14 protein-coding genes are annotated in these 13,975 nt (G+C 44.6%); 13 read left to right on the top strand and 1 reads right to left on the bottom strand.

Annotation, left to right across the window (positions count from 1 at the left end):
* The first annotated feature begins 26 nt into the window (after positions 1 to 26).
* From BR63_RS08470 to BR63_RS08415, 12 genes are all read left to right on the top strand, one after another.
* Positions 27 to 986 (top strand): zinc-dependent alcohol dehydrogenase, encoded by a 960-nt coding sequence (locus BR63_RS08470; protein WP_034422571.1) that lies wholly within the window; start codon positions 27 to 29, stop codon positions 984 to 986.
* 44 nt (positions 987 to 1,030) lie between these two features.
* Positions 1,031 to 2,119, top strand: coding sequence for a TRAP transporter substrate-binding protein (locus BR63_RS08465; protein ID WP_051965785.1), 1,089 nt, complete (start codon positions 1,031 to 1,033; stop codon positions 2,117 to 2,119).
* A 240-nt stretch (positions 2,120 to 2,359) separates the two neighbouring features.
* A complete protein-coding gene (locus BR63_RS08460) occupies positions 2,360 to 3,817 on the top strand; it encodes a transposase (RefSeq protein ID WP_243269998.1) in 1,458 nt (485 codons plus the stop codon).
* A gap of 105 nt (positions 3,818 to 3,922) precedes the next feature.
* A complete protein-coding gene (locus BR63_RS08455; protein WP_034422016.1) occupies positions 3,923 to 4,201 on the top strand; it encodes a MoaD/ThiS family protein in 279 nt (92 codons plus the stop codon).
* 21 nt (positions 4,202 to 4,222) lie between these two features.
* On the top strand, positions 4,223 to 6,067 hold the full coding sequence (locus BR63_RS08450; protein WP_034422015.1) for an aldehyde ferredoxin oxidoreductase family protein: 1,845 nt from the start codon (positions 4,223 to 4,225) through the stop codon (positions 6,065 to 6,067).
* Between the two features lie 48 nt (positions 6,068 to 6,115).
* Entirely contained in the window at positions 6,116 to 7,018 is a 903-nt protein-coding gene (locus tag BR63_RS08445) for an NAD(P)-dependent oxidoreductase (protein ID WP_034422013.1), read from the top strand.
* Between the two features lie 28 nt (positions 7,019 to 7,046).
* Positions 7,047 to 7,499 carry a 4Fe-4S dicluster domain-containing protein gene (locus BR63_RS08440; protein ID WP_051965689.1) on the top strand — a complete coding sequence of 151 codons (453 nt, stop codon included), beginning with the start codon at positions 7,047 to 7,049 and terminating at the stop codon, positions 7,497 to 7,499.
* Between the two features lie 18 nt (positions 7,500 to 7,517).
* On the top strand, positions 7,518 to 9,377 hold the full coding sequence (locus BR63_RS08435; protein WP_034422011.1) for an aldehyde ferredoxin oxidoreductase family protein: 1,860 nt from the start codon (positions 7,518 to 7,520) through the stop codon (positions 9,375 to 9,377).
* Positions 9,378 to 9,392: 15 nt separating this feature from the next.
* The gene (locus BR63_RS08430; RefSeq protein ID WP_034422010.1) at positions 9,393 to 9,686 is read left to right on the top strand and encodes a MoaD/ThiS family protein; all 294 of its coding nucleotides are present in this window, start codon (positions 9,393 to 9,395) and stop codon (positions 9,684 to 9,686) included.
* 85 nt (positions 9,687 to 9,771) lie between these two features.
* Positions 9,772 to 10,500 (top strand): DUF362 domain-containing protein, encoded by a 729-nt coding sequence (locus BR63_RS08425; RefSeq protein WP_034422009.1) that lies wholly within the window; start codon positions 9,772 to 9,774, stop codon positions 10,498 to 10,500.
* A 3-nt stretch (positions 10,501 to 10,503) separates the two neighbouring features.
* Positions 10,504 to 11,145 carry a hypothetical protein gene (locus BR63_RS08420; protein WP_034422008.1) on the top strand — a complete coding sequence of 214 codons (642 nt, stop codon included), beginning with the start codon at positions 10,504 to 10,506 and terminating at the stop codon, positions 11,143 to 11,145.
* A 39-nt stretch (positions 11,146 to 11,184) separates the two neighbouring features.
* Positions 11,185 to 11,373 carry a 2-hydroxymuconate tautomerase gene (locus BR63_RS08415; protein WP_034422007.1) on the top strand — a complete coding sequence of 63 codons (189 nt, stop codon included), beginning with the start codon at positions 11,185 to 11,187 and terminating at the stop codon, positions 11,371 to 11,373.
* A gap of 228 nt (positions 11,374 to 11,601) precedes the next feature.
* Here BR63_RS08415 and BR63_RS08410 read toward each other — a convergent pair whose 3' ends face one another.
* On the bottom strand, positions 11,602 to 12,447 hold the full coding sequence (locus BR63_RS08410; protein ID WP_034422006.1) for a DegV family protein: 846 nt from the start codon (positions 12,445 to 12,447) through the stop codon (positions 11,602 to 11,604).
* Between the two features lie 598 nt (positions 12,448 to 13,045).
* Here BR63_RS08410 and BR63_RS08405 point away from each other — a divergent pair.
* Complete coding sequence (locus BR63_RS08405; RefSeq protein ID WP_034422005.1) at positions 13,046 to 13,975, top strand: aspartate carbamoyltransferase catalytic subunit; 930 nt, start codon at positions 13,046 to 13,048, stop codon at positions 13,973 to 13,975.

The following is a 13,975-nucleotide window of genomic DNA, read 5'->3' as shown; positions in this document are numbered from 1 at the left end:
AACGATATTTGAGGGAGGACAGTGTTATGAAAACCAGAATGTTAAAAATCGAAGGACCTGGTAAACTTGCTTTAGTCGAGAAAGATTTAATTTTAGAGGATGACGAGGTTCTTGTTCGTACATTCCAGTCCTCAATCTGTGGTACAGATAAAATGTATTATCGTGGCGAAATGCCGCCAAATGAAAAATATCCCTTATTTATTGGTCATGAAGGGGGAGGGGTAGTCGAAGCAGTAGGATCTAAAGTACATGAATACCAGGTTGGGGATCTGGTGATGTCTTTTAGCCGTTCATGCACCTTTGCAGATTATTTCAAAACCAAACCCATTAATCTCCAGCCGGTGCCTGAAGGGTTGGATATGAGAATCGCTTCGCTGGGAGAACCCCTGGCCTGTGCTATGCATTCTGTTTTGGAATCTGGGGTGCAAATAGGAGATACGGTAGCTGTTATGGGAATGGGTTTTGCCGGGCAGATCATGTTACAAGGTGCACGGAGGAAGGGAGCTACTAAAGTAATTGCTATCGACATTTTGGATGGTAAGTTAAAACTTGCCGAAAAAATGGGGGCAGATGTTACCATTAATCCTTCAAAAGAAGATTTGTACCAGGCTATTATGGGATTAACCGATGGAAAAGGTGTTGATGTAGTCTTTGAGGCAGCTGGTACCCAGGAATCCCTCAACGCTTGCAGTACGATTCTTAAGCATAACGGTCATTTAGTTCTCTACAGTTGGATTACACAACCTGTAACCTTGAATTTGCATCGCTGGCACCAAAATAGTTTTAAAGTGATTACTACTACTTTGGTTCATCATACCAAGTACGAACGAATGGTCTGGACCGAAAAGGCTATGCGTCCGTTCCAGCAAGGACTTATTGATGTGGAACCTTTAATCAGTGCTGAATTTAAATTGTCTGATATAACGGAAGCTTTTGAAGAAGCTGTTAATAACGATGAAATTATTAAGATTATAATAAAACCCTAAACAATTATTTTGCTTAAATAATTACAAAGTATAGGGGGGTGAAAATGCTTCTAAAAAATAAGGAATCGCCAACGTTAATAAAAATTATTCAATGGGAGGCAATGGTAATGAAGGGAAAAAAAGGGTTAACATGGATGATGATCTTACTACTAAGCATTTCTCTTTTAATTGTTGGTTGTGGCGGTAATAAGCCGGCAGAAGCACCAAAGAACAATCAACAAGGTCCAATAGTTTTAAAACTAGGCCACGTTTTAAATGAAAGCAGTCCTTTCCATAAGGGGGCTGTAGAGTTTGCTAAAAAGGTTGAGACAAAGAGTAACGGAAAGCTAAAAATTGAAGTATATCCTAGTGCACAATTGGGTAACGATAGAACATTAGCTGAGGGGTTACAATTAGGTACTGTAGACATGTCTGTTAGCGGAACAGCTACGGTTACTGGGTTTGTACCCAGGCTTCAAGTGTTTGACCTGCCTTTTATATTTAGGGATGCAGAGCATGCTTATAAAGTTTTAGATGGGCCTATTGGTAGTGAGGTATTGAAAGATTTTGAAGCAAAAGGCATTGTTGGATTAGCCTTCTGGGAGAATGGATTTAGACATGTAACTAACTCGAAGAAAATAATTAAGAAACCCGAAGATGTTAAGGGTATGAAAATTCGTGTACAGGAAATTCCTCTGCACGTATCCTTCTGGAAACAGTTAGGTGCGGACCCGACTCCCATGGCTTGGACTGAGGTGTATACGGCCCTTCAACAGGGAACTGTTGATGGACAGGAGAATCCAGTGCAGACTATTTATACCCAAAAAATATATGAGGTTCAGAAATATATCTCTATGACAGGGCATGTTTATGCACCGGCAGTAATTATGATGAGTAAGAAAACTTATGATAAACTCCCTGCAGATCTACAGAAAATTGTAGTAGAAGCAGCACGCGAAACTGCCACCTATGAAAGGAATTATATCAAAGAATTGGAAGATAAGGCTATAAAGGAACTACCTGGATTAGGAATGCAAGTAGAAATGAATCCGGACAAGGAAGCATTTAAGGCCGCTGTACAGCCCGTATACAAGGAGTATGGGGAAAAGCTTAAAGTTACAGATTTGATTCAAAGGATTCTTGATACTAAATAATCGCCTATTATTGGCTTCACATAGGTTTTTCCTATGTGAAGCCATCTTTGTAAAATTTTTAAGTATTTTTTACAACAGGAGTTATGCAGTTGGTGGAAATAAATAGAAAATAATAACTCAAAAAATATTTTAAAAAAGATCCTAATTTTCGACAAAAAAGGTCTTGACTTTTTCGAAAAGCCCCCATAATCGCTTTGGATGGTATTTTTTACCATCACTCTAGCGATATGGGTGATGTTGATGAAGAAACTGTGTAAACCAACTTTCGAAAAAAAGGATCACGGTCAAGGTGCCGGAATCCCGGTACTCAAGACAATTTGGGATTTGTTTGACCTGTCTCTGCTGTTTTCCCAGTCCGGAATACGCAAACACTCCGGAATTCCAGCGTGGCTCCTGGCTTTTGCCTACATCTGCGGCCTTGCTAATCATTCAAGTTCTGCAAATCAAAATGCTAAGTTTTCAACGGAAGCTCCATTTTTACAACAACTGCTTTCCGGGCAAATCATCTCTCAAAGTGCCTTCAGCCGGTTTCTCTCCAAGCCCTTTCAGTGGCTCCGGTTCTCTTTGGGCAGATTTGCCAGGTTACAAGAAAACACGGATAGCAGGCTGACCGACGGCGATATCATTGCCTTAGACGATACTAAAATTGAGCATCCTCACGGTAAAAAAATCCCCTTTCTCTGTTGGCTCTTTGACAGTTCGGATAAGTGCCATGTATGGTGCATTAATCTTGTGTCGACCCTGGCTGTCTTAAAGAATGGGCTCGAATATCCTATGCTGTGGCGCTTCTGGGTTAAAAATGGCCAGGAGAATGAAAAACAAACCAAGCTTGATCTTGCTAAACAGATGCTCGCAGAGGTGCGTCAGTTGAACAAGGCCAGACTCTGGGTAGCCATGGATCGCTGGTTTTTGTGTAAAAAGTTCCTGAACTGGCTGATGGGTCAAAATTTTGACTGGGTTACCAAAGCCAAACGTAACACGGCGCTATTCAGGAAAATCTACGACCCGGTACTAGGAAAGGAACGCTACATTAAACTTAATCCGAAGCAACTGCTGCGAGAAGTTTATTCCCAGCTTCGGGTCCTTGGCAAAGAATCGGTTCTCAGTATTCCGGACATTTACATCAAAATGCCCTATGAGACCTTAACACGCAAGGGAAAACCCATTACTAGACAACGTTTTTTACCCATAGCTGCCATTGCAGCCACTTATGAGAAGCAGGCTGTCGAGGGCAGCATAGTTCTTCCGGAGGAAGAATGCCCGGCAACCTTCAAGGATGCGTATCTCCTGATAAGCAATCGCGTAGATACGCCGGAAGAAGCTGCAACTGCCTATGCTAAACGATGGAGAATAGAAGTTTTTTACCGCACCGCTAAACAGAATCTTGGTTTAACATCTTGCTATGCTCAGTCTGAAACAGCTCATTTCGCACATGTGGAGCTCTTGTTTACAGCGAAGACCCTTCTTTGTTATGCCTCTTGGGAGTGCAATAAAGAAGGCGCCGAACAAGCCCCCTCCCTCTGCGAAGTGATAAGGTACTTCTTCAACGCCGGTTGTCGGATCCGCTGTTGCGAGCAGTTGATCCAAGTCTATTTTGACACGGCAACCCAGCGTTTTTCAAGGCTTATTGATAAATTCTGGCCACATTCTTTGGAACTTAGGTTATGGAATTGGAAAAATTATCCTGAAACTGCATAACTACTGTTTACAAAAGGTAGAAGGAAATTATAATTTTAAATAGAATTAATTTAGTAATACTTAAACAAATTATAGTATAGATTAAAATAATGCCGGATAGGGGAGGTGAGGGAGGTCGAAGTTTTAATTGAGTTTTTTCCGCCTTACCGTGAAAGCTCTGGGCTTAATGTGAAAAGAGTAATGATAGATGGTAATGCAACAACGATCGAGGATTTACTTCAAGTATTATTGACTGATGTACAAAGTCTACATAAGCACATACTGCTACAGTATCCATGGCAGCAGCAAATATTAATAATCAAGAATAATAGTCCAGTGAAAGAGGGAGAAATAATTAAAGATAAAGATCATCTGTTTTTTCTCCCTCCTCTAATCGGTGGCTAATCTAAAAGAGGAGGTGAAGTAATGCTTTACGGGTATCAGGGAAAAATACTTTGGATTGACTTATCAGAGAAGACTGTTAACAAAGTGGATTTATCCGCCGACGATGCTTATAAATACATTGGAGGCAGCGGACTTGGGGCAAAAATATTGTTTAGTACAACTGGGGCGGAAACGGACCCATTGGGGCCTGAGAATACCCTTATTTTTATGACGGGACCTTTTACCGGAACAAGAGTGCCAACCGCAGGAAGACATGCGGTCGTTACCAAATCTCCTCTCACCGGTATTTGGGCTGAATCAGATATTGGTGGTACCTGGGGGACCGCTTTAAAAAAAGCAGGAATAGATGGTCTGGTTATTGTGGGAGCCTCAAATAATCCAGTATATCTATGGATTACAGATAGTACAGTGGAGTTTAGAAATGCAGAGCATATTTGGGGTAAGGATACTTATGAAATTGAAGACATTATAAGAAGTGAAACGAATCACAAGGCAGCAATTACATCTATAGGTCCTGCTGGTGAAAACTTGGTTAAGTTCGCTTCTATTATGAGTGACGGTAAGGACGGAAGGGCTGCCGGCAGGAGCGGTGTAGGTGCAGTAATGGGGGCTAAGAAACTAAAGGCGATTGCCGTATGTGGTAGCCAAAATACTTCAGTAGCCCGACCGGAAGAACTAAAAAAATCAATTACAAAGTTTCTGCCCACATTGGTGGCAAATACGAAAACTCGAAAGGAATTCGGAACTTCCGGTGCATTAATTAGCTCTGAGAAGCTCGGTGATTTACCCATTAAAAATTGGCGTGAAGGGTCTTGGGTAGAAGGGTCGGAAAGGATTTCCGGACAGCGCATGGCTGAAACTATTCTGACGGGACGTTTTTATTGTTCATCCTGCATGATTGGTTGCGGCAGGAAGGTGGAAATTAAAAATAGTGCCTATGGAAATGTTGATGGTGCGGGTCCGGAATATGAAACACTTGCTTTGCTAGGTGCTTTATGCTTAGTAGATGACTTAGAAGCTGTTGCTATGGCTAACGAATTATGTAACAGATATGGTATGGATACTATTTCTACAGGCGGAGTTATTGCTTTTGCTATGGAATGCTTTGAACATGGTCTCATTACAGAAGAAGATACTGGTGGGGTTAGTCTTCAATGGGGTGATGCAGGAGCAGTAATCGATATGATTCACCAAATCGGGCAGAGGAAGAAACTTGGTAAAATCCTGGCGGAAGGAGTTAAAAGGGCTGCCGCCCAAATAGGAGGAGTTGCCGAGGAATTTGCTTTACATGTGAAAGGTTTAGAACCTCCTGCCCATGACCCTCGTGCGTTTAACAGCTTAGCAGTAGCCTATGCTACATCTAATCGCGGAGCCTGTCATTTACAGGGTTTTACCCATCCCTACGAGATTGCAGCGACTATTCCTGAATTAAATTATTGCAAACCTTTCGACCGCTTTGCTGTAAGAGGAAAAGGAGAACTTACTGCTAACTTGCAGAACATTATGTCAATGTGTGATTCACTAAAAATATGTAAATTTGCTGTTGTTGGTGGTGTTACTTTGACCCATATGGTAGAGTGGCTTAACCTTATTACCGGGTGGGAAATGACTGTAGCAGATTTTCTATTAACTGGAGAAAGGCTGTTTAACTTAAAAAGATTGTATAACGTTAGATGTGGCATTACCAGAAAAGATGATACGCTTCCACCTCGCCTCTTATCTTTGAAGAGAGGTTCAGGGGGAGCGGCTGATAATTTACCTCCTTTGGGAGAGATGTTGTCTGAATATTATCTCTATCGCGGGTGGGATGAGTTGGGTAGGCCTACACAATCTAAATTGGAAGAATTAGATCTAGTCAATATTTAATTGCAATAAATTAGGATTCAAACGATATCTTTTGAGGAGAGTGAAATCGTGAAGATTGGCTTTATTGGCATTGGTACAATGGGTAAGCCAATGGCTACAAATTTAATTAAGGCCGGCTATCAGCTTATAGTTTATGATGTTAACTCTAAAGCAGTAGCTGAATTACAGGCCTTAGGAGCTAAAAGTGCAGTCAGTCCAATGGAAGTTGCACAAGACTCTGAGATAATTCTAACATCTTTACCAACCCCACAAATCGTGGAGCAAGTAGTACTAGGCCCAGAAGGTGTTCTGGCAGGAGCAAAAGCAGGTACAGTGCTTGTGGAAATGAGTACTGTTACGCCAGAGACCAGTCGAAAACTGGCTAAGGCCGCTGAAACGCAAGGTGTGCAGGTGTTGGATGCACCTGTGAGCGGCGGAGAGGCAGGCGCTAAGGCAGCCACCTTAACCATAATTGTCGGCGGAGAAAGGGAAGTGTTTGAAAAGTGCTTACCTATTTTGCAAGCGTTAGGTAAGAAAATTTACCACGTAGGTAAAGTGGGTGCTGGTCAAGCAGTAAAATTAATTAATCAATTATTATTTGGCATTAATGTGGCTGCGGTAGGTGAAGCCCTGGTACTGGGAACTAAGGCAGGGATTAATCCTGATACTATGTTCGAAATATTGAGTGAAAGTGCAGGCAATAGCTATGCCTTGCAAACCCGTTATCCCAATTTCATAGCAAAAGGTAACTTCAAACCAGGTTTTGCTATAGACTTAATTGCTAAAGACTTGGGATTAGTTATCAATATGGCCAAAGAAAACCAAATGGTTTTACCCTTAGGAGGTTTGGCCGAGCAGGCTTATCGGACGGCTCAGCTTCTTGGGTGTGGAGGAATGGATATTTCCGGCATAATCACCCTCCAGGAAAAATTAGCCGGCGTAGAAGTGCGGGCAACAGAAGACAAGAAATAAGAACGGCAATAAAACAGGGGGTTATGAGATGAAGAGAATAATTGTAGACGCAACCAAATGTGCAGGTTGCCGGGCATGTGAAGTCTTTTGCTCCGATTCCCATGAAAATGTGGTGAATCCGGGGTTATCAAGAATCACCATCATCAACCCGGGGACCCTGGAGGAAAAACCCATACCCGTAGTATGTCGGCAGTGTCAGGAACCGGCCTGTGGAGCAGCATGTCCTGCTGACGCCTTAAAGTATGACCCCGAAGCACAGATGGTAGTATTCATCAAAGAGAATTGCGTGGCCTGCGGCAACTGTGCCGATGCCTGCTCCTACGGAGCCATCACCCTGCATCCAGAGACAGGCATGCCCATCAAATGCAACCTCTGCGGTGGAGACCCTACCTGTGTCAAACACTGCACAGCCAAAGCACTGACCTATGAAGAAATACCGGACGAAGTCCTCATCAAGAAAAAACGTTTTTTACAGAAATAAATTGAGAGGTTGAGACATATGAGCAAGTATAGCGCGTATTGCGGTAAAATCCTCAGAGTGAATCTTACCACTGGGGCGATCACAGAAGAGAAGCTTAGCGATGAAGTCCTGAGAAAATACGTAGGCTGTAACGGGCTGGGAGCCTATTACCTTTACAAAGAGACAGAACAGGGCTATGACCCGCTCGGTGAAAAAAGCAAGCTCGTCTTCTTCACCGGTCCTTTGACCGGAACCATCTTCCCCTGCGCCCCGAAAATAGGTATCTTCGGCAAATCACCCCTAACCGGTGCCTTCATGGACAGTTATGCCGGCGGCCACTTTGGGGCAGAACTAAAATTTGCCGGTTATGACGGACTTATCATAGAAGGCAGCTCCTCCAAACCCGTCTATCTCTGGATCGATAACGGCAAAGCCGAACTGCGGGATGCCGCGCAACACTGGGGCAGAACCACCACCGACACCCGGGAAGCCATCAAAAAAGAGATCGGTGACGAACTCGTACGCATCGCCGTCATTGGACCCAGCGGCGAAAAGAAAGTCAACTACGCCTGCATCATGGTCGACGGAACACATGCCGCCGGCCGGGGCGGACTCGGTGCCGTCATGGGCGCCAAAAACCTTAAAGCCGTAGCCGTCAAGGGTACAGCTGCCTGTATAGATGTAGCTGACCAGGAAAAGACCCGTGCCCTCGTTGAAGATATCTATCAGCAAATCAGAACCGACAAAGCCTTGGGTGAAACCCTCTCCAAATATGGCACAACCCCGGCCACCCAGACCAACAATGCCACCGGTATCCTGGGCACCAGGAACTGGCAGAAAGAGACCTTTGAAGAAGCCGACTCCATATCCCACTTACAGATGGCCGAAAAGTTGTTCAAAAAGAACTTTAGTTGCTTCAACTGTCCGCTGCGTTGCGCCCACTACTGCGAAGTCAAAGGCGGCCAATACGACGGACTCAAAACCGTCAAACCCCAATACGAAACTGTCTACAGCTTCGGCTCGCTCTGTGGGATCGGAGATCTCGGCGTAGTAGCCAAAGCAAACCATATCTGTAACGAATACGGGATGGATACCATATCAGCCGGCGTATCTATCGCCTTCATCATGGAATGCTATGAAAAAGGGCTGATAAGCCAAGAGGAACTCGATGGCATCAAAGCCGAATTTGGCAATGCCGAAGCCATGATCACCCTCTTAGAAAAGACCGCTGTCCGAGAAGGCATCGGTGACTTTATCAGCCAGGGTACTCGCAAAATGAGCCAAAAGATCGGGCGGGGTTCCAACGCCTTTGCCATCAACATCAAAGGCCTGGAATTAGCCGGCCACAGCGCGAGAGGCTACAAAGGGATGTCCCTCGGCTACTCCGTCAGCCCCCGGGGTGGCAGTCACCAAGACATGAGACACCTTCCTGAAAGAGGCGGAGCCTTTGACCGCAAAACCGTCGAGGACAAAGAGAAGCTGGTCAAAGACGTCACTGCCACCACCGTAATCCGGGATACCTTCACCTACTGTGCCATGCTCGAAGGAAGTATCGGTCGGGTAGGCCTCACCGAAAAGCACCTAAACATCATCAACGCCGTCTGCGGCTTTGGTTTTGACCTGGCAGAACTGCAAGAGGTAGCTGATCGGATCTGGAACCTGGAAAGATGCTTCAACGTAAGAGAAGGCTTAAGCCGTAAAGACGACGTACTGCCCGAGCGTTTTATGACCGAGCCCATTCCCGAAGGACCTTCCCAAGGTATGTATACTCCCAGGGAAGAGCTGGACGGGATGCTGGATAAGTACTACGCACTGGTAGGCTGGGACCAAAACGGTATTCCCAAGAAAGAAACCGTGCAAGCCCTGGGTCTTGACGAGATTGTACAAAACCTCAAATAGGAAGTAGGGAGCTGCTTGCAAGAAAAAAATAAGAATGTCGATGTAAAGGTACGCTTTCTCGGTGGGTTGGAAGATGGGTTACCAATCAAAGACCATTCCATCACCGTTACCATCAAGGAACCACTTACGACCTATCATCTACTGGACACTCTGATTGAGGATTATCCACTGCTTCGTTCCCGACTAAAGAATCAAGGGGAATTAGCTCCGGATCTGATGATTGTGGTGAATGGCGTTGTGACCCGCGAAGACATTCCATTGCAGCAGGGCGATGAAGTACTTCTGATGTATATCGGCGTCGGGGGTTAACCTGAGAGGTTTCCCCCCTGGCCGAAACATTAAGAAAATTAGATATACTTCAAAAGTAAGAGACAGTAGACAAGGAGGATGAAACATGCTAGTTGATCATGAAAAATGCTCAGGATGTGGCATATGTGTGCCGTATTGTCCCGTACAGGCCATTAGCATACGCGATCGTAAAGCCTATATAGACCAGGAAGTCTGTCTTGAATGCGGTACCTGTGGACGCCAACGTATTGTTAAGTGTCCACGCCAGGCTCTTTATGAAAGTCCAGATGTTTTCAAACGCCCCAGATCAATTAGGAAGTATTTTAGCGATCCTATGGCCACCCACGTGGAGACAAAGGTACCAGGACGGGGTACAGAGGAAGTAAAGTCCAATGATGTAACCGGTCGAGTAAAGAGGGGCCAAGTAGGAATTGCTATTGAGGTGGGTCGGCCAAGTGTTGGTGCCAGCTATCGTGATGTTGAAAAAATCACTATGGCCCTTGCCAAACATCAGATAAGCTACGAAGAACTTAATCCCCTTACACACCTTATGGAGGATGTATCTAAGGGAACCTTTACGGAAGAAGCAAAACAAGCTCGAGTGGTTTCAGCTATCATTGAGTTTGTTGTTCCCGAGAGCCAGTTAGAAGAAATTTTGGTTACCCTCATGGATGTTGCTAAAAAAATTGATACCGTTTTTTCCTTAGACTTAATTGCGCGCTTCCCCGAAGACGGTAGTCTACCTACCTTCCCGCAGTTAGAGCGCTTGGGTATTCAGCCAAGGCCAAATAATAAAATCAATTTAGGCTTAGGACGACCTTTAAAGGAGGAATAGAAGATGACTCATTCTCTTCACCGGCGTGGCTGTGTGGAATCCTTAAAAAATGATTTCGTAATATTAGTGACACCTGCAGTGGGAATTAATCACCAGGATGCTGGTCCTAAACTGCGCAGAATTTTAGACATTATCACAGAAGTAGGTCCCATCAATCTCGGTTCTTATGAAACTGGAACCATTTATACAGGAGTAACGGTAGAAGAAATAAAAGCCAGTATGCCGGAAACACCAAGGGTACGTTGTGCTTTTTCAAGTAAAGAGAAGATATTAGAAGTTGTCAGACGTATTAAAGAAGAGGACTTTGGCCTTTCTGTAACAGTAAGTGGTTTAAATGAAGAAGTATTGGATATTGCAAAACAGTTAGGAATTAAACCTCACTCAATTAACTACTCCCTTGGCATTTTTGGGAGAACAGATTTGTTACCGGCAGAGGAAGTACTTGAGTTTGTTACAATGTGTGGTCATGGAATGATATCACAGCACTTGGTTGTTAAACTGATTGAAGATGTGCGGCGTGGGAAAAAGAGTATAAAAGAGGCAGCTATATTAATGGCTCAACCTTGTGTATGTGGGATTTTTAATACTGAACGAGCTGAAGAGTTATTAAAGAAATATGTACGTGCGGAAGATCATAGTGCTTAAGTCAGTCAGACAAAAATAGAATTAAGGAGGCAGGAATAGGTGCCTGTAATCCATGTTAATATGCTTAAAGGAAAAACCACAGAGCAAAAAAAAATTATGGTGGAATCTATAACGGAAGCTGTGGTAAAGGCTATCAATGTTGAACCAGAGAAAGTTACTATATTTATCAACGAATTTGAAAAAGAAGAAATTGGTAAGGGTGGCAGGTTGTATACTGAGATAAAATAGTAGGGGGACTGGTCGTTATATAAAAACGGCCAGTCTTTCATAACTTTATACAATACGCGGAAAGGATTTGCCTAATACTACCATTGAAATATTCGATCCTGAGATAATGGTTAGTATCTACAAAAAGTGAACGTACCTAAATAAGAGTGACACATAAAAAAAGAGCCAAAGGCTCTTTACCCATTTTTATAGCATTTTCGGATATAGGAAAGCGGCTATCGGATATCGTTAGTAAGTAAACCCTACTCCCAGCGTACCCGGTCCGGTATGGACACCGATAACGGGGCCTGTTTCTTTGAAGAGGGATATCTTGATGCCCACGGTTTCTTCCACCAGTTTCTTTAACTCCTTAGCAAGCTCTTCAGCGGCACCGTGGACTACGGCTACACCTTTGGGCTTATGGCCGGCCAGAGTTTTGACCATGTGTTCCACCATTTTCTGAATAGCTTGTTTCTGGTTTCTCACCCGGTCCAGGGGTACGTAGATGCCATTTTCCACCCGCACTACCGGCTTGATTTTTAAAAGAGAACCCAGGAGGGCAGAGACCCGTCCGATACGACCGCCTTTCTCCAGGTATTCAAGGGTATCCAGGGAGAAGAAAACTTCCGTTCGCTGGCGTACTTCTTCCAAACGACTCAGTATGTGGTCCAGAGAAAGGTTCTGTTTCACCATTTCTACGGCTTCCAGGACCTGGAGGCCGATGCCGGCACTGATGGATTTGGAGTCAAAAACAGAGATTCTTCCCTTAAGCATGCCCGCTGCCGTTTCCGCCACGGAGGCAGTACCGCTTAAACCGGAAGAGATATGTATGGAGAGTATTTCATAACCCTGCTGTAAGAGGGATTCGTAAACTTTAACAAAATCACCAACCGAAGGCATGGAAGTCTTGGGTAAGCTGTCTTTGGCCTTTTCCAGCATAGGGTAGAAATCCTTGGCGGCCAGATCTACGCCATCCTTATAGGTAGCCTCGCTAAAGTTGACATAGAGAGGTACCACATGAATATCATGCATCCTTACCAGTTCCTCAGGCAGGTCGGAGGTACTGTCAGTCACTATTTTAATTTTACTTGCCAAAGACTCCACAACCTTTCTTTCACTTAGCTCATAACACTTATTGGGGATATTCCTGTCTTTAAGAACTACCTAGACTTCAGCAGACGTGTCCAATGCCGATGGGGACATTCCTGTCTCAAGAAAGCAAACCCAAACTTTAGCAGGTGTGTCCCCTAACCTTATTATCCGCTTTTTACAGTTTATCGAAAAATTTTACTTTTAACAAGTGAATTCTTTTGTTTAGCGGAGTTATAGTCATTTAGCTTTAAAATACATCCATCAAAACCGATGACGGAAGTTGACATGCTCCGCAATAAATATTATACTTAGTCCAATAATGGTATATAAAACCGAGCCTTTAAACTGGTCCTGTGAGACCGGCAAGGCAGTTGGGATTAGGCTTTTATTCTATAATATCTTCGCTATCTAGCCTACTTACTAAGCTGCCTTAGTAAGTAGGCCTTTTTGATTACAAATTTATGAGGGATTCCCTTGAAATTAGTCCAGAGAGGCTAGTAAGGGTGTACGAGAGAGATTTGTGTACGTATCTACACCTCCTAGCCTGATGGCTAGGAGGTTTCTTAATTTCACAAACTATCTTTGAACGGAGGGAGTGTAAATGGGAATTAAAGCGAAGGATCTTATCACTATGGAACAATTAAGTGTGGAAGAGATCGAAAACATTCTCCAGACAGCCAGGGAGATGAAAAACGTCCTCAAACGTGACATTAAAAAAATACCCACACTCAGGGGGAAGGCGATCATCAATCTTTTTTACGAAGCCAGTACCCGGACCCGGACCTCTTTTGAGCTGGCCGGCAAGTACATGAGTGCAGATGTCATTAACATTAGTACCTCGACCAGCAGTGTGGTCAAGGGTGAGAGCCTGAAGGACACCGGGTTAACCCTGGAGATGATGGGGGCTGACATTGTGGTCATCCGGCACAGTATGTCCGGTGCCCCCCAGATGCTTGGCCAGTATCTGAGGGCTCGAGTAATCAATGCCGGGGACGGGTTCCATGAACATCCCACCCAGGCCCTTCTTGACATGATGACCATGAAAGAACATCTGGGCGAATTAAAAGGTTTAAAAGTAGCCATCATCGGCGATATCCTGCACAGCCGGGTAGCCCGGTCCAATATCCATGGGCTCACCAAAATGGGGGCCCAGGTCTGGTTATGCGGCCCGCCTACCCTGATTCCTCACGGATTAGAGAAGCTGGGGGTAAAGGTTACTTATGACATCAACGAGGCCTTACAGGATGCCCAGGTGGTCATGATGCTTAGAATCCAGCTGGAAAGGCAGAAGGCCGGGCTTTTTCCCACTTTACGGGAATACAGCCAGCTCTTTGGTTTAAACCGGGAGCGCCTGCAGCTGGCCGCTAAAGATTGCCTGGTCCTGCACCCGGGACCCATGAACCGGGGCATTGAAATTTCCGGTGAGGTGGCAGACGGTCTCCACTCGGTAATCAATGAACAGGTTACCCACGGGGTGGCTGTGCGGATGGCCCTCTTATACCTGATGTTGGGACAGAAGGAGGAGTGGTAA

The sequence above is a fragment of the Thermanaerosceptrum fracticalcis genome (genome assembly GCF_000746025.2).
Classification (GTDB): Bacteria; Bacillota; Peptococcia; order DRI-13; family DRI-13; genus Thermanaerosceptrum; species Thermanaerosceptrum fracticalcis.
Note: the sequence above shows the minus strand (reverse complement) of the source record. Positions and strands in the feature narration are given on the sequence as shown.

Coding starts and splice junctions, on each gene's coding strand:
- BR63_RS08405 (WP_034422005.1), top strand. CDS start 13,046: ATGGGAATTAAAGCGAAGGATCTTATCACTATGGAACAATTAAGTGTG.
- BR63_RS08470 (WP_034422571.1), top strand. CDS start 27: ATGAAAACCAGAATGTTAAAAATCGAAGGACCTGGTAAACTTGCTTTA.
- BR63_RS08440 (WP_051965689.1), top strand. CDS start 7,047: ATGAAGAGAATAATTGTAGACGCAACCAAATGTGCAGGTTGCCGGGCA.
- BR63_RS08460 (WP_243269998.1), top strand. CDS start 2,360: ATGAAGAAACTGTGTAAACCAACTTTCGAAAAAAAGGATCACGGTCAA.
- BR63_RS08435 (WP_034422011.1), top strand. CDS start 7,518: ATGAGCAAGTATAGCGCGTATTGCGGTAAAATCCTCAGAGTGAATCTT.
- BR63_RS08425 (WP_034422009.1), top strand. CDS start 9,772: ATGCTAGTTGATCATGAAAAATGCTCAGGATGTGGCATATGTGTGCCG.
- BR63_RS08420 (WP_034422008.1), top strand. CDS start 10,504: ATGACTCATTCTCTTCACCGGCGTGGCTGTGTGGAATCCTTAAAAAAT.
- BR63_RS08450 (WP_034422015.1), top strand. CDS start 4,223: ATGCTTTACGGGTATCAGGGAAAAATACTTTGGATTGACTTATCAGAG.
- BR63_RS08465 (WP_051965785.1), top strand. CDS start 1,031: ATGCTTCTAAAAAATAAGGAATCGCCAACGTTAATAAAAATTATTCAA.